Origin of the sequence: Methylomonas subterranea (genome assembly GCF_024505185.1) — a bacterium.
In the GTDB taxonomy this organism is placed as follows: domain Bacteria; phylum Pseudomonadota; class Gammaproteobacteria; order Methylococcales; family Methylomonadaceae; genus Methylomonas; species Methylomonas subterranea.
The window spans coordinates 99546-123080 of sequence record NZ_JANIBJ010000010.1 but is presented as its reverse complement, the minus strand read 5'-3'; the positions used below and the strand labels follow the sequence as shown (position 1 = coordinate 123080).

The window sequence follows — 23535 nt, the reverse complement described above, 5'->3', positions numbered from 1 at the left end:
GCCCTTGGCTCGGGTTGATTATCGGGACTACGACTATTACGGCGACGTCGCCAACTGGAATGTCGTGTATTACCACAACAACCCGATTGGCACACCGATCAAAACCAGCAACCATTTAGGACAAATCAGCTGGAACGCCCAACTCGACCCGTTCGGCAAAGCCACGCCGGTTAACCCAGCCATCACCCAAAACCTGCGCTTCCCCGGCCAATACTACGACCAGGAAACCGGCTTACATTACAATATGGCGCGGTATTACGATCCGGCTATCGGGCGCTATCTTCAAAGCGATCCGATTGGGTTGAGTGGCGGCATTAATACTTACACCTATGCTTTAAATAACCCAATTCGTTACACTGATCCACTTGGGCTTTTGACCGTGGTCATTGTCAATAACAACACTCCAATTATTGGTACTCATGCAGGAGTGTACGTTGAAAGAAATGGAGATCAAACTTTGTTTGATCCTGGTGGTAGCTATCAGGCAGAGTTAAAAGGAAGTGGCGACACACTTACTGGAGAAGATGCAAATCTTCTGGGCTATATCCATTTCCAGCTTGAAGACGGCCCTGATGTCCAACTATATCCTTTCAATACGACCCCGGCAGAAGAGAAACGAATTCTGGAGAATATCTCTCAAGGTGGATGCTCAGTAGGGTTGTGCTCCACTTGCTCAGGCAGTGTTTTACAGGGAATTGGCCCATTCAAGAATTTGGGCGGGACTCCAACACCGTCCATATTGGGAAATGCACTACGCCAACTCCAGGGACGATAATATGATACGGTCCTTAGTAATTAGTTTGATAGCCATATCGATCTATACCTATTTTTATATAGATGTCTTACCAAGAAGGCTGGGTAATTATCAGAATATTTATCTAGCGGGGACATTTATTGTTATAGTTTTTTCTGGATTGATGTTTAGAAGACATAACCTTTGGCATATATTTTATTGGTCATTTCTTTCGCCAATTTGTGGGTCTATAGTCGGCTATTCAGCATTAACAATTAAGTTCTATTTGGATAGAGGCTATGTCTCTAAAGTAAGTTTTATTGATTGGCTTTTTGCTGCCACAGTCTTTGAATATATTCTCGTTGGACTATGGCTTATATCCATATTATTGTTTGTGCTTTCCTGGCTTGATAAATTTATATTACGGGAGCTTTGGTCTAAGAACTCGTAACCCATATGGTGATGCGGGGGCGTTAATACTTACACCTATGTTTTAAATGGGCTATGGGGTCAAATGGGCTACGGGGTCAGGTCTTGCAATCAAGCAAACATGATCTATCCTAACACCCATGGCAAGACCACTCAGATTAGAATTAACGCGATAAGGTGCGCAGCAGACTGCATAGGTTGTGCCGAGCTATGCGAGGCGCAACGGTCGCGACAGATGCGCCTCCTTACGTCGGCACATCCTATCGGCGCACCTTATCGCGTTATCTTCAAAGCGATCCGATTGGGTTGAGTGGGGGGATTAATACTTACACCTATGTGCGGAATAATCCTCTTACCCATATTGATCCCTTAGGTTTGTGTGACTGCACCCAGATTTTAGAGGATGCGCTTAATTTAAATAATGATTCAGGATATGGCTTTAACGGCAATTACGGCCCTGGTCCCGGCAAAAACAAATGTAATCTTTTTCTTGATAATGCTCTGAAAAATACAGATGTAGTACCTAAACGTTGGAGCGGTTTGGGTGGCCCAATTAGTGCGGGTACGTGGGGAGACCCAAATGCTTACATTCCTCATTTTCCTGTCACTGACAATCCACAACCCGGTGATGCTGTGGCAATTGCTTATCCCTATAGCAATGCTTCAGGGCATGTCGCTATCGTAGTTGAACCCGGAAAAACATCAATTGGTGCCGGGAGAGATGGTTCACATATCACCGGATGGCCTTGGGATACATCGCTGGAGCCTCAAGGTACACCTGTTTATAGGCATTGTGACTGTCGAAGAATTGGGCAATAAATATTTAAAACAGCTGAAACCATACATTATGAATGTTAAGAAAATTTTAATAATAGCTGTCTGTGTTGCCATGTTCGTGATGGCATCGGCTTTAGCATACAAAAAAGTAATTGTGGTTAACTATGGTCAACAAATTCCTGAAGCTTGGTCATCAGATTTTTCTAATATGAATTTTGGTGATATTTATCAAAAGATAGGGCCGCCACAAGAGAATTTGTCCGTTAAAGGTTTTCAAAATTGGCTGATTTATCATTGGTGGGGTTGGCAAATGTTGGAAATGGGTCGGCAAGATTGTTGTCCGCCCACATCCAAACCAACGGATATTTATTATATAGTTCATGTAAATGGCTGGTATGAACCGGCATATTTCAAGAAAATACGTTGATCAATTCAAGGACATTGGGGTCATGAAGGACATTGGAGAAGACATTGGGGTCAGGTCTTGCAATCAAGCAAATATGGCCTATCCTAACAGCCATGGCTAGACCACTCAGATTAGAATTAGCGGGCGGGTTATATCACGTGACGTCGCGGGGGAATGCGCGGAACGCGATATACCTTGATGATAAACGCGATAAGGTGCGCAGCAGACTGCATAGGTTGTGCCGAGCTATGCGAGGCGCAACGGTCGCGACAGATGCGCCTCCTTACGTCGGCACATCCTATCGGCGCACCTTATCGCGTTGAAACTGACGAATCAACAGGGGCAAATAATCTGGGCCGTCGACTACGACCCCTTCGGCAAAGCCTCGGTTACCCATGCCGGCACGGTACAAAACCTGCGTCTGCCCGGCCAATACTATGACTGGGAAAGCGGCTGGCATTACAATATGCAGCGGTATTACGATCCGGGGATTGGGCGGTATCTCCAAAGCGACCCGATTGGGTTGAGTGGGGGCGTTAATACTTATGCCTACGCCTACAACAACCCTTTGCGGTGGACTGATCCATCCGGGCTAGTTGTTGATTTTGATGGCCCTGATAAAGCTGTTCAATCCCTACAGAATGCCTACAATAAAATAAAGACAACTGAGAAAGGTCGTCAACTGTGTGAAACTTTAGAAAATTCACCTGACACTTATCTCATTACTAATAAGTTTCCTTACAAAATTCCTGGATTCAAACCCGATAAAACTTTTTATCATGAAGTAAGTAAAACTATTACAGTTGATCCTACATATCACCCAAGGGTGAATACAACCGAAGGCTCTCAGCCAGCCCCTACGGAATCAATTTTAGGGCATGAGATAGGTCATGCGGCAACGGGCATTGAAGATGATGGGCCAAATAGAATGAACAATGTTAATGCCAATAAAAACCCAATTAGGCAAGAGCTTGGCTTGCCAAGCAGGACAAAATACTGATGATAATATTTAAGTCATTAATTTTATTTGTTACTTTGCTAAGCATATCTGGAAGCACATTGGCTTGTAATCGTAGTGATATGTTGAAGGTTTACTTTTTCTTCTTTGGTGACGACACGTATTTACCAGTTAAGATCAAAGACTTAAAAAATAAACCAGATGGTTTTTTGATGTATAAGGACGATTTTTCTCAGCTTATACTTAATTCAAAGCCTGCAAAAGAAGATTGGTTTGAAAATATTAGAATGCGAGTAAAGGCAAAAGATGGGGCATATTTTATTAATAAAGATGGTGTAATCTATTTTAATAAATCAGTAATTGGGCAACTTGATAAAGAAGTTTTAAATAGCCTTGATTTTGGTTTTGGATTATATGAGTCAAAAACGTGTGCCCCCCTCAATGTTCGAATGATTGCTTTATTAGATCAGGGCAATAACACTCAAATTAAAGAATATCTTAATAAAGTGGGTGATTTGGCCGATTGGCGTACAACTGGTTTTGTAGGTTATAAAAAAGAAAAGCGGCAATAAGTTCCTGTGATTTGGCATTGCCAGCGTAAAAGGCGGAACCGGCCAAAGGTTCCGCCGACTGCTAGCCCTACATGCGCATGGATTGCCCAAATCCTTTATTCACCGTCAAGGTTTTAACCTTGCCTACAGGGCTATCAGCCGCCGAAGGCCCTTGATCGGTTGCTGCCGCGTCTTGTTCCAAGCGCTGTTGTTTTTCCCGCTCCATCGCCTCAATGTCACGCTGTAACGATTCTTTTTTTATCAACGCGATAAGGTGCGCTGAATCCTGACAACCTATAGGATGCTGCCGACGCAAGGAGGCGCATCGGTCGCGTATTATGGCTTTAGACACACCAGGCGGAACCGCTCACAGGTTCCGCCAAATTGTTTAAAACCCAAAGCCGCCGAGATCAACCCTCGGCAGTGCTGGCTTCAAATCAAATCTTCCTTATTACAGTTCGGATTCCAGACGAGTCCCTTAGCCTTGTCCGCCGCCTGCGTGGCGGCGGGCTCCGGCTTTTCGGCCTGCGGCGTCGCGAACTTGTCTCTCTTGGCCTGCCTTCGCGTCTGCCCCGGATTTAAAATCAACTTGTTTGTTGGCGCCGGGCGAAAATTGACCAACCGTACCGGTTGAAATTTGATCAACGCGATAAGGTGCGCCGATAGCGCCGATAGGATGTGCCGAGCTATGCAGTCTGCGGCGCACCTTATCGCGTTACAACGAGCGTAACCGACTGAGTGCCGTAAGGCAACAGCGGCAGCAATGTGGCTGAATACACCTACAACGCCTTCGGCGAACGGGTAAAAAAGACCACGCCAACCGCTACGACGCACTCCCACTACAATCAAGTTGGGCAACTGATCGCCGAAACCGGCGTCAATGGCAGTCCGCAAAAAGAATACATCTATCTCAACAACCGCCTCATTGCCTTGGCAACACCAGCGCCTGATCAGCCTTGCGGGTATGCATCGCATACCATTGGGCTACAATGAGTGCGCATCTGTCGCGAAAACCGCATCGATTCCGGGCGGCCATTTATGTTATGACTAAAGTCTTCTTCGTCGGTTAATCGAATATCCGCATGTGAGCCAGTTTGCTGAAGAAGCCCGGCGCGGCGTTGCCGAGCATGTCGTTTTCGACATTTTCAAATACCACCACCGAGCGGCTGTCCATCGGATAAAGCGGCTTTTTCAGCGGCTTTTGCTGCTCGGGAGGGATGATGTCGTGCGGTGACTTTAGGGAGGTATCCACCGCCAGACACCAGGTCCTATCCGGCACGCTGGGCAAGTGCAGATCGAATTTGTCGTCGGACATGTTCATCACCACGTGCAAATCCGCGTCGCCTTCCTCGAGGCCGGCCAGCGTGAAAGCCAGAAAACGGTTGTCCGAATTGTTCCAGGCCGGCGGTTGGTCAGGGGTTATGCCGTGCCAGGTGATATCCGCCATGCCCCGGTGCTCCAGGATGCCGCCGGTCAGGAAATTGCGCCGCATCAGGGAAGGGTGGCGTTTGCGCAGCTGAATCATTTGCCTAACAAAACGTAGCACGTCGGCATTTTGCTTGCTGTCCGCCCAGTTCAGCCAGCTGAGTTCGTTGTCCTGGCAATAACAGTTGTTGTTGCCTTGCTGGCTATGCAGAAATTCATCGCCGGCCAGCAGCATGGGTACGCCGTGGCTGAGCAATAAAATGGCAAAGGCGTTTTTGGCTTGCTTGCGTCTGAGTACATTGATGGCGCCGTTGGCGGTGGGGCCTTCGGCACCGCAGTTGTAACTCAGGTTGTTGTTGCAACCGTCCCGGTTGTGTTCGCCGTTGGCGGCATTATGCTTGTGGTTGTAACTGAACAGGTCGTTCAAGGTAAAACCGTCGTGGCAGGTAATGAAATTGATGCCGCTGATGGGCAGCCGGCCCTGATGCTGGTACAAATCGCTGCTGCCGCAGATGCGGGTGGCCACTTCGTTGGCAACGCCGGGATCGCCGCGCAAAAAACGCCGCAAGGCGTCCCGATACATGCCGTTCCATTCGCCCCAGCGGTAACCGGGAAAGCTACCAACCTGATACAGGCCGGAGGCGTCCCAGGCTTCGGCGATCAATTTGGTTTTGGCCAGCTTTTGCGACAGTTCTATGCCCCATACCACCGGCGGATCCTGCATGACCTGGCCGTCTTCTCCGCGCGCCAGCGCGCTGGCCAGATCGAAACGGAAGCCGTCGACGTGCATTTCACGCACCCAATATTCTAGGCAGCTGATGATGAAGTTGCTGACCAGGGGATGGTTGGCGTTGACGGTGTTGCCACAGCCGGTGTAATCGTGAAAAATGCGTTTGTCGAACTTGTCGGTCAAATAGAAACTGTTGCCGGTGATGCCCTTGAAATTGATGACCGGGCCTTCGGCGCCGGCTTCCGAGGTGTGGTTAAACACCACGTCCATGATGACGCCGATGCCGGCCTTGTGCATGGCCTTGACCAGATCGCGGAATTCGCGGATGTGGCTGGCCTGCTGCGGGGTGACGCAGTAGCCGGGGTGCGGGCTGAAGAAGCTGTGGGTGCTGTATCCCCAATAATTGTGCAGTTGTAGTTCGGCGGTGTGCGGCGGCACGTCCTGCTCGTCGAAAGCCATGACGGGTAGCAGTTCGACATGGGTTATCCCCAAATCCTGCAAATAGGGGATTTTCTCGATCAGGCCGGCAAAAGTGCCGGGGTGTTTGACCTTGGCGGACGGGTGGCGGGTAAAACCGCCCACGTGCAATTCGTAAATGATGGCTTTTTCGCTACGGATTGCCAGTGGAACATCGTTTTCCCAGTCATAGCGGTCATCCACCACCGCCGCGCGCATGGCGCAATGGCTGTTGTCGCCGGGCAGGCAGGCGGCGGCGCGTTGCCAAATTTTATCGCTGACCGCTCGCGCCCAAGGGTCGACCAGCAGTTTTTCCTTGTCGAAGCGCAGGCCGGATTCGCGGGTAAGCGACGGGCCGTCTATGCGCCAGCCGTACCAAGTGCCGGCCGGCAGTTTTTCCACAAACACATGCCAGGAAAAGAAGGTGTGGTTTTTGTTTTTGTCCAAAACGATGGACTGGAAGGGGGCCGGGCTGTTGTGATGGGCAAACAGCAATAATTCCACTTGCGTGGCATGGCGGCTGGAAATCGAAAAATTGACACCGTCCTCGCTGAATTGGGCGCCATGCGGATACGGACTGCCGGATCGTAAAGTGTACTTTTTATGCATGGTATTGGATAAACGCATTTTTTGTTGCTCGTGATTCTACTGCAAATGGGGTCGATTCGGGCCTTATCTTGCGCAAATAATCGGCAACAGGTAGAGTTTGAGCCTATTCCTGCCCGCGTTTGCGTTAAATTGCGGTTGTTTTTGCAGGCTCGTATCGAATCGAATCAACTTTTCAGGCCGCTAATGCCCTTTTCGAGCTCAGACGTTCGTCCGCCTATCGTGCTGTCACGGCAGGAAATGTGCATTATCGGTCAACACATCAGCCGCGATTTCTCGCCGCGCCTGTTTGCCAGCCGGGTGGCGCCAAGGGCCAACAGTCGCTTCACGCCAAGGGAATTGCTGGAAATCAGCCGGCAAATCAGCCGGGAGTACTCGCCGAATAAAGCCAGCCATCGGGCGAGACTGGTATTGCTGCCGGTGTCGCCGCGCCGCCTGCATGTCTATTGGCATATCGCAAAAGGCTTGTCGGCGGACAGCCCGAACCGGCCGGACCAGTCCGGCGCCATGACCTTGCGCATTTATGCCGATGCTAAAGCGTCCTCGAAGCCGCTCGAGCGGGCGGATGCCGAACCGGCTTGGTTCGATCTCGGCGTCAGCGGCGCGGATGGGCAACGGGATGTCTGGCTGCCGGAAGCGTTGGCAACTAGCGCCGACGCGCGCTACCGCGCCGTCTTGGGCGAAAAGGCCGGGCAAGGGGAGTTCAAGCCGTGGGTGTATTCGAATACGGCCTCGACGCCGCATGCCGTCAGGCCCGATCGGCGGGCGGAACTGCCGGACGCCATGCTTCCGTTTATAATGCCGGCCTTGAATAACGCGGCGTCCGCCGGCAAAACCGCCTCCGGTCAAGGAAAGAACTTTCACGATGAATAAAGGCTATCTCTGCATCGTTCTGCATGCGCATCTTCCCTACGTGCATCATCCGGAATATGACAGTTTTTTTGAGGAAAACTGGTTGTTTGAGGCCATCACCGAGTGTTACCTGCCTTTGATCGCCATGCTGGACCGCTTGCAGCGGGACGACGTGCAATGCCGGCTGACCTTGTCGTTGTCGCCGCCGCTGATGACCATGCTACGGGATGAATTGCTGCGCGAGCGCTACTTAAGGCACCTGTATAAACTGCTGGAATTGGCCGGGAAGGAGGTGGTGCGCACCGAAGGCCAGCCGGCGCTACAGGAATTAGCCAAGGGCTATCGGCGGGCTTATCTGGAGGCCTTGCATTGTTACCAAAACCATTATCAGGGCGATTTGCTGGCGGCGTTTGCCAAGCATAGCCGTGGCGGCCGGCTGGAATTGATCACCACGGCGGCTACCCACGGTTTTTTGCCCTTGCTGAACGTCAGCGAAGCGGCGGTGCGAACCCAGATTAAAGTCGGCATCGATAGCTTCAAGGCTTGCTTCGGCTTCGCTCCCGCCGGCTTCTGGTTGCCTGAATGCGGTTTTTATCCGGGCCTGGAAGAGCTGTTGCGGGATGCCGGCGTGGCTTACTTTTTTGTCGACAGCCACGGCATCATGGATGCCAGTCAGGCACCGCGCGATGGCGTCTATGCGCCGCTGGACTGCGGGAACGGGGTGATGGCCTTCGGCCGCGACCCTGCATGTTCCCAGCAGGTCTGGAGCGCCGAACAAGGCTATCCAGGCGACCCGAATTACCGCGAATATTACCGCGATATCGGTTTCGACCTGCCCTTGGATTACATCGCGCCCTACATCCTGGACGGGGATACCCGCATCAATACCGGGATAAAATATTATCGGATTACCGGGCGCGATGCGCCGGTCAAGGCGGTCTACCAGCCGGACAGGGCGTTGGAGACCGTCCGTCGGCACGCCGAGGATTTTATCGATCAGCGTCGGCGGCAAATTCAAGCCTTGAGTCCGGCGATGACCCAGCCGCCCATGATCGTCGCGCCCTACGACGCGGAATTGTTCGGGCATTGGTGGCATGAAGGCCCCTTGTGGCTGGAGCAGTTGCTGCGCTTGGCCGGCCGGGAAGATAGCGGCCTGCAAACGGTAAGCTGTAGTGATTATCTGCAAGGCCAACCGGTGCGGCAGCAAGCCGTGCCGGCCATGTCGACCTGGGGCGACCAGGGTTACGCGGATTTTTGGCTGAACGAGACCAACGACTGGATTTATCCCCTGCTGCATCAGGCCGGCAACGAAATGGAAAAAATGGTCGGCGATCTGACGGCCTTTAAGGTCAGCGAACTGCAAAAACGGGCCTTGAATCAGGCCTTGAGGTCGCTATTGCTGGCGCAGGCTTCCGATTGGCCCTTTATCCTCAAGGCCGGTACCACGGCCGAATATGCCAAGAAACGCTTTACCGATCATTTGGCGCGCTTCAATTATCTGCATGAGTGCATACGCAAGAATCGCATAGACGAGCGCTATCTGACCGCGTTGGAAGTGATGGACGATATTTTTCCGGATATCGATTTTCGCGATTACCGCCCCAGCAAGCCCAAGGAGTAAACCATGGCCGCCATTGAATGTTTAGCGGTGGAAAACACCGTCGCCCGCAAAAAAACCGGCAATCAGCAGGTCATAGCGTTTTTACTGGCCGTGGATAATCTGGATTTCGATAAGCAGGTCGATGTGGCGTGGGCGGGTGCTGATGGCGAGTGGCATACCCTGTCGGCCCAATATCTGGGTCCGCACGGCGAGCGGCGCGAGTTTTGGCGGGCAAGGCTGGTGTTAAACGGCAAAAGCGGGCGCGAGCTGGCCGGAAACATCAGTTTTGCCCTGCGCTTGCGCTGCCGGGCCGGGGAGTTTTGGAATAACAACGGCGGCTGGAATTTTCAATCCAGGTCGGGCAGCGGAGTCACTTTGGGACGCGGTGTGCAGGTGCAGAATCTGGCGATACACCCCAAGTTGGATCAGGGGCAGCAGTTTCTGCAAGTCAAGGTCGCGGTCGACCCGGAGGTGAGGGCGGAAAGCGTGATTCTGCATTGGACGGACGACAATTGGCGGCACACCCGGCAAACCGAGTGTCATCGCAGCAGGCGCCTGAAGCAGCGCGGCGCTCAGGTCTGGACGGCCCGTTTGAAGGTGGAGGAGGCGTTTGCCTTGCGTTACAGCGTTTGTTGCCGGACCGCGCCGCGCGACATTTGGGACAACAACGGCGGCAAGGATTACAAGGCCGCTCGCGAGCCGTTCAAGGTAATGGTCTTGAATCTGCATTGTTACCAGGAAGAAGGGCAGGACGATAAGTTGTCGTTGATCGCCAGGGCCATCGACGAACAGGCGGCGGATGTAGTGTGTTTTCAGGAAGTGGCCGAGCACTGGAACGACGGCCGGGGCGACTGGGATTCCAATGCCGCCAATATCATCAACCAGCGTCTGAAACGGTCCATGCATCTTTACACGGACTGGTCGCATCTGGGTTTCGACAAATACCGCGAGGGAGTGGCGATATTAAGCCGCTATCCCTTGCACAATGCCCAATCCCGCTACGTTTCGGACAGCGACGACGCCTTCAGCATTCATTCCCGCAAGGTGGTAATGGCGCGGGTGCAAGTACCCTACATGGGGGAGGTCAATGTGTTTTCGGCCCATTTAAGCTGGTGGGAAGACGGCTTTCAGCAACAATTCCAACGACTGAGCGAATGGGCCGACAGTCTGCGCGACGCATCGGTCAGCGCCACCCTATTGTGCGGGGATTTCAACGTCGCCGCCGGTTCCCTGGGCTATAAACAGGTGGTCAACGGCAACCAATACGAAGATCAATATCTGGCCGCCAATCACAGCGGATTGTTCGAGAAAGTCTTTCGGGTCAACGATGTTCACTGGGGCGATTGGCTGGCGGACGATTACCGCATCGATTACATCTTCATGAACAAGCACAGCGGGCTGCAAGTGACTTCCGCGCGGCTGTTGTTTACCGAATGGGATTACGGCCGGGTGTCCGACCACGTCGGCTACTTGATGAGCTTCGAGCCGAAATAGCAATCGGCGATTTGCCGAAGGGACTATCCCCCGCGTGCAGGGGGGGGATAGCTGTCGGGCATGATTAAGATGTGCTTGAAAATACCTTTCCGCATTCTGTTCCCCCTCCCTTCGGGAGAGGGATATAAACAGGGAAGTTATTACAGGCGAAATCCTAAGTGTCGGTTTCTTTGGTGGTGCTTATGGAAGCGCGCCCGCTTGCTCAAGCCATTCTTTCCGGCGAGCAGGCGCGTTCGGCCGGCAATGCCGCGCGTACTTCCTTGATCAAAAAGCGTTTCAGGCCGCGCCCCAAGCCTTGGGTCAGCAGCGGCAGGGCGGCTTCCTTGCCGACGAAGCTGGCCGGCTGTTTGCCGTTGCGGTATTTGGCCAGGGCCGCGCGCGCGGAAGGGCGCAGGTAACATTCCGTGCCGCGAGGCAAGGTGGAATCCAGATCTCTCAGTAGATGGGGGGTTATTTTATTCATGGCATGCTCCAATCTCCTTGCGGAGTGTCGAGTCATCGTTACCAGGAAAAGAGTCTTTTCCAGACCTGTTATTTTAAAAAAATAACGTGATCAAATTAGCAATTTCGATTCAAAAATCAATCGATTTTTTAGACGGTTTTTTGATGCGAAGACTTGACAACGGTAAAACGGCCATTCCATGAAGCGGCAAACCTGAATCCCAAGGCCAATTGGTGCATAATCCCTTAACTGATTTATTCCGGACAACGATATGCAAGTCGCAGAACAGTATGCAAAACCCGTATTCGGCAAGCTGGGGGGCTATTTCCAGCGCGTAAACGATTTCAAGGATACCTTTAATCTGCGTTGGGGCAGGCTGGAGTTCGATATGTTTCACGGCATGTCGGCCAATCTGAAAGTGATTCTGTGGATTTATCGGGACAACGTTTGCGAAAAATACATTGTCGATACCGATGCCTACGATATTCAATGGGACCGGCACAAGCGCGCCACCCGGGATTTTTTCATCCTGCCCAGTTCGGCGCATTTCGGCAAAATCAACTGCATCAAGTTTTCGTTTATCGTGCATCTGGGCGAACACTCCATCGCCTCGCGTAGCGAATACATCTTCATGGACTGGTATCAGTTGCAGGACGGCAATCATCAGCAGCGCACCATTACCGACGAACACGCCACGGCCAATTATTACCGCACCTACGAGCTGAATCCCGGCGAACTGCAAGCCGATGTGGACTGGTACAACCATCACTTTCATTCGCTGAACCTGATCCCGAAATTCACCAAGGGCCAGCAATACCATCCCTACCACCCCAAACGCTTTATTCACGATCATATCGACAAGGTGATCATGGCCAAGCGGGATAATCCCAACCGGCTGTGTACCATTAAAGTCAGCGTGGACTGCATAGACGACAACGACTTTGTGAATCATCTGATCCACGCCAGCCATCAGGGGGTGTGGGTGCAATGCGTGGTGGATTGGCGCAAGATGACCTTGACCAACAGTCAGACTTACGCCAATTTGAAGCGCTCCGGCATTGAGCTGATCGGCGTGTTCTGCACGCCCAAGCATCATTTGATCGAAGTCGAGCCCGACATGCATACCAAGTTCGTGATTTTCAATGACGAAGACTGTATTTTGGGCTCGTTCAATATCACCTTCGACCGCTGGTGGGCCAACTGGGAATCCGGCATGACCTTTCATTCCAAGGGCGTGTGCCGCTTGCTGGACAATATTTTCCAAAGCCAGCGCGGCGGGGTGATCCAAAAATACGGCATCGACCCGCTCAGCCCGTTCAACCTGTTGTATACCTTCGGCCGGCACACCATGGCTAACGGTAAGGTCTATCGCCCGCATCACGCCATTCTGGCGGAAATTCACCGGGCCCGGCATTCGATCAAGATCTGCCTGTTTTTGATCGGCGATTTGCTGGGAGACCATCACGACAGCGTGGTGAATGCCTTGATACAGGCCAAGGAGCGCGGCGTGGACGTGCAGATTCTGTTCAACGGCCATCTGGCCCGCCAGGGCCGTATCGGCGTGGAAAGGCCGATGCACGAGGAATTGAACCGGCCCTTGTTGCCCGCCGTGCAGCGCTTAAAGTGGGGCGGAATCCGGGTAGGTTTGGTGTACGGGCAGGACGATCATCCGGTGCCGTATTCGCCGATACATTCCAAGTATTGCGTGATAGACAATTACATCGTCATCGAAGGCAGTTTCAATTGGTATAACACTTCGGTGTTCTCGCACGACTTGATCGTGGTGGCCGCCAACCACGATGTGGCCAAACCTTATCTATACGAGTTCGATCAAATCCAGCGCTCATTCCGGGTCTATTACTGAAATCGGCGCGGCCTCGGTCGGCAAGGCCGCCAGAATCGGCGCGTTGCTTTTGAACAACGCGTGGCAGGCGCTGTTTTTCTTCAAGTTCAGGTTACGCAAACTGGCCAGGGTGATCGAAGCCGACAGGGTATCCCCGCCCGGCAGGCGCAAAATCACTTCGGCGTCCACGCCGTCTTGCAGTATGCGTATCACCCGTCCTTTCAGGCTGTTGCGGGCCGACAGCGGCGGCAGCGTTTCCACGGCCAGCATGATTTCCGAGGCATTGACCAGCACCAACACCTCGCTGCCGACGTCGAGAGCCAGGGTGCGCCATTCGTCCAGGGTAACGGACGCGACCACGTGATCGCCACCTTTCAGGGACACGCGTACTTCGATGCTTACCGCGCCGATCGCTATTTCGCTAACTCTGCCGAACAGTTGATTGGTTGCGCTGGTTTTGACGGCCAGGGGTTTTAGCAGCAGCAGCATGTCGGGATCGTCGGTAAGCTTGCGATTGAGTTCGGCCAGGAAAGCCCGATGTTGCTGTTCCAACTGCGTGAACAGATTCAACAGGGCTTTACCTGCCGTGGTCAAACGCGTGCCGCCGCCCTTGCTGCCGCCGGTGGCGGTGGAGATCAGCACCTTGGGCGCCATGTTGTTGGCCCGTTCTATGATCTGCCAAGCGCCCTTATAACTCAAGCCCGCCAATTTCGCCGCCTGGTTGATCGAGCCGCTTGCTTCGATCGCTCTCAGTAAGCTAAGCATGCGGGTATCCAGCATGCCGGCCAAGCATAATTGGCCGGTAACCCAGTGGTAATCGGGATGGTTGTCTTTGTTCAGGGTCGAATCTTTGGCCATATTGCTTGGATATGATCGGCGCGTTCTTAGTGGTTTAAACGCCGAATCGCGGTAATAGTCGGGTTTTCGCCCATTAATTGGGTTTATACATGAACCTAAAAAATCAGTTGAGGCGCGTGGAAACCGTTCGTACCCACAGGGCATAAATGGCGAGCCTGTCGAACCATGAGCGGTTTTCGCCTTCTCGCCCATTTTGTGAGCCCATCAAAATCCCCTCCTACCCTTCGACAGGCTCGGGGCGAACGGGATTTTGATGGGCTCGACTGCGTTTTTTAGGATGCGGGAATCTTACCGCAGTCGGTAAACAAAGTAGAAATTTGTCTGCTCCACCGTGCCGAAACGTATCGTGACGGAAGTGGATTGGAGTTATCCGCTGTATCGGCAAGGCTCGGTCGATGTCGGCCAGCGCAGGATAGATTTCGGAATGGCATACGAATTCTGATGGTCCGCTTGGGACGCTCGGGGGATGGGAGAGATGTCGTGTGGCGGGATTCGGGTAGGCTTCGCGGTTTCGGCCAAAAGTGGACAGATGGTTTTTATGGCGAAGGTCTGTTGATTGATCTAAAGCCGCCAGCCGTAATCCCAAAAAGGTGCGACTGCCTATAGGTTGTGCCGAGCCATGCGAGGCGCAACGATCGCGAACGGTGCGCCTGACGGCAGCACCCTATAGTCAGCGCACCTTATGGCCTTCCCGAATTCGGAAACAAACTGTAATGCTCGCTCGTGTTGATTTATACCGTAGCTGCTATTGAAATCTGGGCAGTCCCAGTGTTGAGCAATTTGGTTGTAAGTAGTGGCAGTCTGTTCAGGAGTCATGATTTCAAATGCCTAACGCCAGCCATAACCGGGGGCAAAATGCTGCAAAGGGAGGAACGACCGGCGCAGTTTTTTGACATCCGAGTTTATGGCATTGTTAGGATCCATTGTCATGCTAGTGAATGCAGCCTAAGTAGTTAATTCCAAACCTATTTCTAGCTACAGCAGCAAGGTCTTCTGTGCAAGTACTTGCGATATACAGGCCGTAACCATCAACCATGAAATAGGGATTAGGGCCGTAGGGCGGATAAGCGAAGCGTCATCCGCCGATAAAACCGTCAATTTTCCGGTTCACCCACTTCCAACAATGGCAAGTCCAACCCCGCCCAATTTAACGGATAAATATCCATCTTGACCAAGCGATGAAAACTTGAATATGGCCAATCCTTAACTGTGACTGCCCAACCATGCTTGACCGGGTTGTAATGGATGTAATCCATATGTGCCACATAGTCGGCATCATCGATAATGGTATGTTCCCAAAATCGACGTTGCCATATTCCGCGCTCGTGGCGTTTTATTCGGATTGCTGAACGATATTCGGTTTTAGGTATCGCTTTCGAGAACGCTTTTTTTATCGCTCGCCATCGGTTGGAATATTGATCGTCGCCGGCCGGTAATGTCCAAATCGCATGCATATGATCAGGCAAAACCACCCAAGCATCGATATGAAATGGCTGCTTTTCCCGGATCACTCGCACCGCTTCCCGTAACTCTGCAATATGCTCGATCAACAGCGACGATTTCCGTTCGAGCAAGTTAACGGTGAAAAAATAGGTGCCGCCAGGAATGCGATTGCGTCGATAATTTGGCATGAAAGGAGTTTAATTGATTTGGCGGATGACGCTACGCTTATCCTCCCTACAGCCAATTTGAAATGTTGAACAAACTGCCGGGATTAATGGGTTCTTGTAAGGGCTAAACCAGTCATTCACCAGAAACTGGTGCCTGACTCTTTCGGGTCGTGACAAGACGATCATGCCTTACTCAACCCGGAGTAGAATCCGAATGCCAATGAAATAACTGGATTCGACATAATGCCTGGCGGCTTTCATTACATTCTTGATTTTGCAAATAGCCCTTTATTTTTCGAGTCCGTCGATGTATTTGCCCAGTTTTTTATCCAATTTGGTGGTGTGCATGGCAAACCAGTCGAACATGAACACTACTACGGCCTCCAGATTGATGCGGTCGGTGGCATAGGCGTGGATGCGGTCGTCCAGCAAGGTCAGTAATTCGGCGTGCTTTTGTTGATGGGCCGGATATTCCGGATAGCCGGTTCTCAGCATGATGTTTTCTTCACTGAAAAAATGGAAATCGGCGTATTTTTTAACCTCGTTCAGTAGCCGCATGCACCAGGGTTTGGGCTCGTCGGTTTCCGCCGCCAGCGAAACGCAACGCACCAAATCCAGAAATTCCTGGTGTTCGTGGTCGATACGCGCATGACCAACTTCCAGGCGTTTGTCCCAGCGAATGTCGATTGCCATGAGCGTACCTCGTATAGGGTTGATGTTTGGGTCAGCGGTTCAATACATGCAAAACCGCTTGTCAGCTTGACTGATAGGGTGCCAGCGGATCGGCGCCCAGCGTGCCGACCAAGGCTTGCAAATAGTCCGGCGACTGCAGTTTTTCCAGTTTTTCCGCGGCCTGTCGGCGGCGTTTTTGCCAATAGCCTTCCTCGGATTGAGATGGGTGGCCGCCATCTTGCAACAGTTTGTCCAGATATTCCACATGCCGCCGCCACAGGGCCACGTCGCGCTGTTGCTTGATGCTCAGCCTTTCCCGGTACCAGTCCGAATTCAGCAAATATTCCCGGCCGAACATGGCGCGTATGTCCGGGTGATGCGCGTCCATGCCCTGGTAATGGCCCAGTGCCATGATGTGCAGCAAGGCGCGCAAGGGCGGACAGGCGTCTTCCACGCTGCCGTCGTCCAGATACTGTTGAGCCACCCGCTGCTGGGTTTCGACGATGTTGTTGACGCCGTCGACGAATACGTCCAGATTTTGCAACTCGGGTTGCAGAATGTCGTCGGTAAACACCGCATAGGGGTTATCGAAAATCTTGCCCATCAGGCCGTGCACGAAGTGACTGGTGATACGGTAGCCCAGCCTGCTGGCCAGCACGATATTGCCCTTGTGCTCGAAGTCGCTGAGCGGTTCCAGATAGCCGTGTTTCAACAGATATTCCGGTTGCCGCTCTTCCTTGGACAGACGCGACCAGATTTCCGGAATCAGCAGGCTGATATCGTGATCGACGCGGATGTCCGGACCGATATGGCCGGCGGAGCTGGAAAAGCCGGGGTAGCCGGTCAGAATGAAGGACACCAGGGCATTGTTCAAGTCGGCGGTCGGCCGCAAGGCGTTGAACGGGCCCTTGGTCAGCGCGCCTTCGCTGCCTGCGCCGGTGGTGGAAGGCGATTTGCCGGTCAACGAGCAGATAAAATCCATGAACAGTTCCGGTAGGTCCTGATAATGAATCGGGTTGTAGACCGCCAGGGCGCGGATTTTGCCGTCGGGCGGATTGTTGCGGCGGCCGGTCAGCACGGCGTCCACCGGATGGCATAACGGTTGATTGAGGGGGATTTTGCGATGCAGGCGGGCGCCCATTTCCGCCACGTATTTGCGCATCGGCTTGATCAAATCCAGCCGGGTTTCCAGATAGCGCGGGTTCTTGGAGGGTTTGCCGTCCACCAAGCGCGGGTGCGCGGACGACACCACGTAGGGCTGATGTTGCCTATAAGCCTCGCTGAGCAAATCGTGCATCGGCGGGGTGAACTTGGAAAAGGTCAATACGTCTTCCACCACCTCGGCCAACTTGGTATGGTCCAGCGGTTCGAAATTGGCCATAAAATTGCCGGGCGCGGACATATTGAGTTCGGTTTGTTTGTCGTAACCGGGAATGACGGCGTCGTCCGGGCGCTGAAACAGCCGGTATTCGCAGTTGGCGACCAGTTTGACGCTGCGGTCGCGCGCGTCCTGGGCCAGCCAGGGCCGTATCGCCGACGACGGTACCACCACCGAGGCGCTGATGTCGTCTTCCATCTGCACTTTTTCGCAGGCCAGATAATCCTGCCGCACTTTAAAAGTGCGCCAGCCGCCTTCCAGGTCGAAACCCACCCTGAGATAGGTGGCGACGATCTTGCGTTGATCCAGCTTCAATTCGTGCCCCGGCGCGCCGTCGATAACATCGACCGATAAATGGTCGCGCCAGTTTTGGCCCCATTCGTTGCGGTAAAAACGCTTGATCAAAAACACCAGGGCCATGATGCTGGGCGGAATGGCTTTTAACCAAGCATTGAATTCGGCGGTATGGCAGGGCGATGGTGTCAGCAGTTTGATCACCGAGCCCAAACTGCGTTCTTCGCTGAGGATGGCGCGGGTGGGATCGTGGTCTTCGTGTTCGAAGCCGGGCAGAAAGCGGCCGGTGTAATCCTTGTCGAAAATGGCCTGTACCCGGTCCAGGTCGCGCTGCAGATCGTCGACGAACAGCGGGCCGTAAATCACTGCGTCTTCGATGGATTTGGATATTTCCGATTTGCCGCCGCCGGACACCGTGCAGGGTTTATGGCAAAAAGTGCCTTCCGCCACCGTGCCGACCAAGCGCCAGGAGGGGGCGCCGGGGTGTTTGCACATTTCGATTTTGTAGCCGTTGGGCTGGATATAGATTTTGCCCGGTTGCAGGCGGATAGCCTGGCTTTTGCCGTTTTTGACCCAGGTGATTTTCTGGCTGTTCAGATTCATCCGCAAGTCCTGCGGCACATAAATCACGTCGGGAAAACGGTTATCGATGGCGTAACCTTCCGGTTGCACGGTCATGACGGCACCGTAGCGGTAGGCCATGTCGTCGAAGTCGTAACCGGGTTCGCGGGTCAGGCTGCCGACGCCGAATTCGTCGCCGTGGTTGAAGCGGCGGAAAGCCAGGGCGCCGCCGGCGTGCTCCTCTTCGGCGGAGCCGAACAGATTGGCGGCGTAGCTGATTTGGGTTTTGACTTCTTTTTTGCAGTAACCGTAATAGTTGTCGGCCAGCAGGGTGACGATGACGCCGGAAGCGTCGCGGGCGCAGAGTTTAAAGGCCTGGCCGTTGTTATACAGTTCGTCTTCCCGTTGCCAGCACATGCCGTCGGCGCGTTGCCGCTCGCTGGCGTCGTCCCAATGCGGCAGGCCGACATCGATTTTGCGCAGTTTGGCCAGATGCGGGGCCAAAATCACGCAGCCGCTGTGGCCGCTCCAATGTTCGAAATCCAGCGCCGCGTCGCATTCCGCCAGGGCCGGGTTGCCGCCGTTGCCGAAAATGCTTTCCACGAAGTCCAGATTGCTGACCAGATTGCCGGGGGCGAAAAAGCGGATTTCCATGGATTTTTCCGCTTCCATGCCGGGGATTTCCGGACAAATCACCGGGCGCAACAGCAGGGAGGCGAACATGCGCGCCGGCCGCGGCTGGTTGGCGGTGAAGGGGACGATCAGCATGTCCGCCGGCGGCTGCAGGGCCTGCTCCAGCATTTTGGCGAAGGTCAGCTTGGGTACCTGTTTTTTGTCGCCGGGTACCGGCAGACCGCCTTCGGCGATATGAAACGAGCCTTCGGTGGTGCGGCGGTCGCTGGCGGGATTATGCAGCACGCCTTGCTTGACCCGGTAACTGGAGACGATTTCCGATTTGAATTGGTCGGCGCCCAGCGGCAGCGACAGTTCGCGGGCCACCCCGTGCCTGTCCAGTTCGAAAGTCATGGTGGGCAGCGAGGGGATTTTATCCAGGCCCAAATCGGCCAGATAGCGGTCCAGGAAATTCTGGATGCGGCGGTCGGCGGGGTATAAGGAGGTGCCGGCCAACTGGCGGTTTTTTTCCAGATAACTGTTCAGCAAATCCTGCGCGGTTTCCATGAAGGCGGCGGACTCGGCATCGTTACAGGTGGGTTGTCCGCAGGATGCTAGCTTTAAATTGATGTAAAGATGCAGTTGCTGCCTGATGCTTTGCTGGTCCTGACTATCCGCTCCAAGACCCAGCGCCCGTAACATATCCATAATGTCCCCCCGTGGTTGGTTGATTGATTGCGGCATGATATAGCAATCTTGCCGGTTTCGGCATAAGCCATTGCTTGCTCGAGCCGGGGTGAGATTATTCACCGAAACGGCTATTGTCTATTAGAGCCTGATTTTACCCGGCTCGGCGGTGGACGGTATATTTGTCGAACCGGCGGGCGGGCGAGGCGGGCTTGTCGGATGGGCGGGCGGAACTGTGCTTATTTCGCGCCCTGGTCAATCCAGGCCGCGATGCGGGATACCTCGGCGTCCGCGAGTCTATGGCTGTTCGCCATCGGCATATCGGTGCGCGCCCCGGAAATGATGGCAATCAGCGGACTTTGGCCGCTCTGCCCGGGCCAAACCAATGCCGGGCGCTCGGCGTTTTTGAAAAAATCCTCCCGGCTGTCGACCCTGAAATCGGCCAAGCGTTGCCGTGGGCCGTGGCAATCCAGGCAGTTTGCGGCAAAAATTGGGTAGATATCGTCCCAAACCAGCGCTTTGGCCGGCTGCTGGCTCGCTTGATCCGCGGAGACGTCATGATTCCGGGTGGCGATTTGATCCCCGCCGGCCGCGGTTGGGCAACAGGAATCCGTTAGCGTTTTGACATCTCTTTGGGCAAGCCAGCCGAACAGGACAAACAGAACGGTAAACACGCAAAGAGTCCCGATTCCGCTGCGCGACAGGGAGGGCTGGGTGGTTTTTACCCGGTGGCAACGCTTGCCTATGACCGTAACAATCCAGTTCCAGTGCAGTGCCATATGTATCAACAGCACCAGCAACAGTCCGAGACTTATCCAGAAATGAATATCGCCCCATTGATGCCTGCTGAAACCCCATAGGGCCAGTGTCTTGTTACTGCCCGGCGGCAGGGGGAAGCGCAATAAATAACCGGTTGCAATCATGCCCAAAAACAGCAGGGCCGCCAGCAGATCGATCAGGATATTGACCAGGGTTTTATTCATGTTCCTTCACTTCTGCCCGATACGGACTTATTCGGTTTTTTTATTGGCCTTGTGCCAGCAAAAGCCCGCCAGGGCGCTTATTCCGGCCATGCTCGCGAACAACAGGCTGGGATTTTGATATAAGGCATCGATGAATGCGCCGATGAATTTCGGCATTCCGCGATAACAAGTGATATCCATGCTGGGCTCCGTAACAGTGTCAAAGCGCTCAGCTTATGAGCAAAAGTCGGGATTGTCCAGGACGGGTGTTGCCCAATGAAGCCGAGCCATCCCGAGTTGCGCCAAGCGTTCGTAATGCGCGCATCCGGATTCGAAAGCAAGTCAACCCTCCGTATGCACGGAGTTTACAGGCAATAAACGTTCATTTCCTTCCAGTGACTATTGAAGGCCATATCGGCGTGCTGAATGTGATGGGCCCAGTGGCCGATGAATGTCTGTAAATCCGCCGCTTGCCAATGGTCGTCCGCTATTCTGCCGGTCATGGCCTCCAGTTGTTCCCGCATCAGTGCATGCTCCTGGCAGTGGGATTTGAGCAAGTGAAAGCCGGTGCCATGCATCAGCCTTTCTTCTGCGGCGAAGTGCTCTTGCACATGTCGCTGTAAATCGGACAGGGTTTCCAGCAGGGTTGTTTTATGCGTGGCCGACAATAGTTTTTCCGCCAGTTCAAAAAAATCCCGATGTTCCCGGTCTATTTTTTCATCGCCCAGCGCATAACTGTCCTTCCAGACGAAATGCGCCATGCCGCCGGCCGATGCGGGTTTTATGGCGACGTTCAATCTGTGTTTGGCCAGATTGGCCGGTGTTTCGGTCCGAGGTTTTTTGTGGACGAAGCATTGTCTGGCCGTGTGATAGGCCGTGTCGGTAAAAAAATTGGCGTACATTTGGGTCAATTCGAATTTCCGGTACGCGGCCAAGGGTTTGATGATTTCATCGATGCGGCGGGTATTGGCTTTATCGTTCAACAGTTTTGCCAATTCAAGCGGATTGCCGATATAGCTGTCGACCAGATGCTTGACCTGGGCGTTAAAAATTGAGTGCTGTTTGTCCAGCACCTTGTCGACCAGTCCCATGTGCCAGGCTTTTCTGGCGCTGATGGGCAGGCGTTGTTCGGTGATGTCGGTGGCCGGGGCTTGGCCGACCCGCTTGGGCAACAAGTAGGTCCAATATTCGGAACCGTACAGTTCGCCCATGTTTTTATAGTGCGGATTGAACACCACGCCTTCCCGAGCCAGGACTTTATCCGGCGCAATTGCCAGAATGGCGCCGCCGGCGCCGGCATTGCCGCAAACGGCCGCTACCGTCACTTTATCCAGGGTATTGATGATCTGTGCAATCAGGTCGTTCATGGCATTGATGTTTTGCCAGGATTCTTCGGCCGGGTCTTGCGCGGCTTCGATTTGATTCAGATGGATGCCGTTGGACCAGATGTCTTCGCCGCCCATCAACACAATGGCTTTAACGGGCAGGGTGGCGACATGTTGATAAACCGAAAGCAGTAGCCGGCATTGTCCGGTGCTCATGGCGCCGTTATGAAACGCAAAATAAAGGTAGGCGGCCTCGCCCTTTAGTTCGTACCAGACTTCCTGGCAGGGCAGTTGTCGGCCGGGCGCGTGATAATCGATGGCGATGGTTTTGATGGGTTTGTCCCGCCAGGCTTGCAGGCCGGGCTTCGGCTTGGGCCAGCAGTCTTTCAAGGCCTGGACGGCCGGCAGTTTGATGTCGTTATGGTCGGCCAGCTTGGGTTTCAGGTGCCCGATCCAGACGGCACCATCGACCGTTGCGCGGCAGATGGCTTGATCGGTGGCGGCGATAATATCGCCGGCCTTGCCGCGTAGAACCGTTTCCGGATGTGCATTGAACAGATAAAACGGCTGGCCGAAAATGTCATCCAATACGCCGGGACTGCCGTCGGCGGCCCGGATGCGCCGCAGGATGTCGGTGGTTTTAGCCGTTTTCCAGTCGATTTTTCGGTCTCCTTGCTTCATCTGCGCACGCAATTGTCCCTTGATGCCGGGTTTGCTGTAATCCAGCGGTTCGGCTTGAAAACCGGCGGCGTCGAAATAGGTCAGGGCCTCCCACAGGCACTCGACGGCCGTCTGTGTCACTTCCCGATTGAACACGCTGCTTTTACCGGCCGCGCGCAAGGGAAAGGTTTTGCTGGCCCAAATGGCGCCGCTGTCCATTTCCTCGGCGGCCTCCATCAGGGTGACGCCCCATTCGGCTTCGCCCTGCTGTATTGCCCAGTCCAGGGAAGACGGGCCCCGGTCGCCCTTGATGCCGGGATGCACGATCAGGCAGGGATAATGTTGGTAGATGGTGGCCGACAAGCGTCGGGTCAGGAAGGGGCATAAAATCAGATTCGGTTGAAACAGCTGTACGCCTTCCAACAGTTGGGCGTCGTTACCCAAATGCAGCTCGACCGATACCGCGTAGCCTGCGTCGGTCAGCTCGGTATAAAAGCGTTGAGTGAGTCCCGAAAATGCCGTGGAAATCAGTAATATTTTCATGTCGGTCTCCTTAAGAGGACTATTTTTGCGCTGTCGGTAAATATTGCTTGGCCTGGGTATTTAAGATTGCC

At 53.6% G+C, this 23535-nt stretch carries 21 protein-coding genes; 10 read left to right on the top strand and 11 right to left on the bottom strand.

The genetic code is table 11. The features are described 5' to 3' along the window. From NP590_RS20490 to NP590_RS07240, 5 genes are all read left to right on the top strand, one after another. The coding region (locus NP590_RS20490) for an RHS repeat-associated core domain-containing protein (protein ID WP_305888623.1) at positions 1-775 on the top strand (775 nt) is incomplete at its 5' end. A 597-nt stretch (positions 776-1372) separates the two neighbouring features. After that, positions 1373-1981, top strand: coding sequence for an RHS repeat-associated core domain-containing protein (locus NP590_RS07260; RefSeq protein WP_256601642.1), 609 nt, complete (start codon positions 1373-1375; stop codon positions 1979-1981). Beyond that, positions 1956-2366: a hypothetical protein gene (locus NP590_RS07255; protein WP_256601641.1), complete on the top strand. Its 411-nt coding sequence runs from the start codon at positions 1956-1958 to the stop codon at positions 2364-2366. Before NP590_RS07260 ends, NP590_RS07255 begins: the two co-directional genes overlap by 26 nt. A 298-nt stretch (positions 2367-2664) precedes the next feature. Beyond that, a complete protein-coding gene (locus NP590_RS20485) occupies positions 2665-3345 on the top strand; it encodes an RHS repeat-associated core domain-containing protein (protein ID WP_305888622.1) in 681 nt (226 codons plus the stop codon). After that, positions 3345-3875, top strand: a complete 531-nt coding sequence (locus tag NP590_RS07240) for a hypothetical protein (protein WP_256601640.1) — start codon at positions 3345-3347, stop codon at positions 3873-3875. The genes NP590_RS20485 and NP590_RS07240 overlap by 1 nt, the downstream gene beginning before the upstream one ends. A 67-nt stretch (positions 3876-3942) precedes the next feature. Here NP590_RS07240 and NP590_RS07235 read toward each other — a convergent pair whose 3' ends face one another. Together NP590_RS07235 and NP590_RS07230 are read right to left on the bottom strand one after the other, a co-directional pair. Next, on the bottom strand, positions 3943-4119 hold the full coding sequence (locus NP590_RS07235; RefSeq protein WP_256601639.1) for a hypothetical protein: 177 nt from the start codon (positions 4117-4119) through the stop codon (positions 3943-3945). Positions 4120-4286: 167 nt separating this feature from the next. Then, on the bottom strand, positions 4287-4499 hold the full coding sequence (locus NP590_RS07230; RefSeq protein ID WP_256601638.1) for a hypothetical protein: 213 nt from the start codon (positions 4497-4499) through the stop codon (positions 4287-4289). 120 nt (positions 4500-4619) lie between these two features. On the opposite strand from NP590_RS07230, the gene NP590_RS07225 reads away from it, so the two are divergent. Beyond that, a complete protein-coding gene (locus tag NP590_RS07225) occupies positions 4620-4847 on the top strand; it encodes a hypothetical protein (protein WP_256601637.1) in 228 nt (75 codons plus the stop codon). Positions 4848-4920: 73 nt separating this feature from the next. On the opposite strand, the gene glgX is transcribed toward NP590_RS07225, so the two are convergent. Further along, positions 4921-7074, bottom strand: a complete 2154-nt coding sequence (glgX, locus tag NP590_RS07220; protein WP_256601647.1) for a glycogen debranching protein GlgX — start codon at positions 7072-7074, stop codon at positions 4921-4923. Between the two features lie 183 nt (positions 7075-7257). On the opposite strand from glgX, the gene NP590_RS07215 reads away from it, so the two are divergent. Genes NP590_RS07215 through NP590_RS07205 form a run of 3 tightly spaced genes read left to right on the top strand, consistent with a single transcriptional unit; the run spans position 7258 to position 11017 of the window. After that, positions 7258-7944, top strand: a complete 687-nt coding sequence (locus NP590_RS07215; RefSeq protein ID WP_256601636.1) for a DUF4912 domain-containing protein — start codon at positions 7258-7260, stop codon at positions 7942-7944. Further along, a complete protein-coding gene (locus NP590_RS07210) occupies positions 7937-9544 on the top strand; it encodes a glycoside hydrolase family 57 protein (protein WP_256601635.1) in 1608 nt (535 codons plus the stop codon). The genes NP590_RS07215 and NP590_RS07210 overlap by 8 nt, the downstream gene beginning before the upstream one ends. 3 nt (positions 9545-9547) lie before the next feature. After that, positions 9548-11017 carry an endonuclease/exonuclease/phosphatase family protein gene (locus tag NP590_RS07205; RefSeq protein WP_256601634.1) on the top strand — a complete coding sequence of 490 codons (1470 nt, stop codon included), beginning with the start codon at positions 9548-9550 and terminating at the stop codon, positions 11015-11017. 202 nt (positions 11018-11219) lie between these two features. Here the strand turns inward: NP590_RS07205 and NP590_RS07200 are convergent, their stop codons facing one another. Next, on the bottom strand, positions 11220-11480 hold the full coding sequence (locus tag NP590_RS07200; protein WP_256601633.1) for a hypothetical protein: 261 nt from the start codon (positions 11478-11480) through the stop codon (positions 11220-11222). Between the two features lie 250 nt (positions 11481-11730). Here NP590_RS07200 and NP590_RS07195 point away from each other — a divergent pair, with 250 nt between their 5' ends. After that, positions 11731-13323, top strand: coding sequence for a phospholipase D-like domain-containing protein (locus tag NP590_RS07195; RefSeq protein WP_256601632.1), 1593 nt, complete (start codon positions 11731-11733; stop codon positions 13321-13323). Here the strand turns inward: NP590_RS07195 and NP590_RS07190 are convergent. From NP590_RS07190 to NP590_RS07160, 7 genes are all read right to left on the bottom strand, one after another. Then, entirely contained in the window at positions 13303-14160 is an 858-nt protein-coding gene (locus NP590_RS07190; protein ID WP_256601631.1) for a TOBE domain-containing protein, read from the bottom strand. The genes NP590_RS07195 and NP590_RS07190 overlap by 21 nt on opposite strands. Positions 14161-15254: 1094 nt before the next feature. Continuing rightward, the gene (locus NP590_RS07185) at positions 15255-15791 is read right to left on the bottom strand and encodes an REP-associated tyrosine transposase (RefSeq protein ID WP_256601630.1); all 537 of its coding nucleotides are present in this window, start codon (positions 15789-15791) and stop codon (positions 15255-15257) included. Between the two features lie 267 nt (positions 15792-16058). Then, entirely contained in the window at positions 16059-16463 is a 405-nt protein-coding gene (locus NP590_RS07180; RefSeq protein ID WP_256601629.1) for a bacteriohemerythrin, read from the bottom strand. A gap of 61 nt (positions 16464-16524) precedes the next feature. Further along, positions 16525-19995, bottom strand: coding sequence for a PPi-type phosphoenolpyruvate carboxykinase family protein (locus tag NP590_RS07175; RefSeq protein ID WP_256601628.1), 3471 nt, complete (start codon positions 19993-19995; stop codon positions 16525-16527). 218 nt (positions 19996-20213) lie between these two features. Then, complete coding sequence (locus NP590_RS07170; RefSeq protein ID WP_256601626.1) at positions 20214-20957, bottom strand: DUF4405 domain-containing protein; 744 nt, start codon at positions 20955-20957, stop codon at positions 20214-20216. 27 nt (positions 20958-20984) lie between these two features. Beyond that, on the bottom strand, positions 20985-21137 hold the full coding sequence (locus NP590_RS07165) for a hypothetical protein (RefSeq protein WP_256601625.1): 153 nt from the start codon (positions 21135-21137) through the stop codon (positions 20985-20987). Positions 21138-21301: 164 nt separating this feature from the next. Further along, a complete protein-coding gene (locus NP590_RS07160) occupies positions 21302-23464 on the bottom strand; it encodes a hemerythrin domain-containing protein (RefSeq protein WP_256601624.1) in 2163 nt (720 codons plus the stop codon). Positions 23465-23535: the final 71 nt, after the last annotated feature.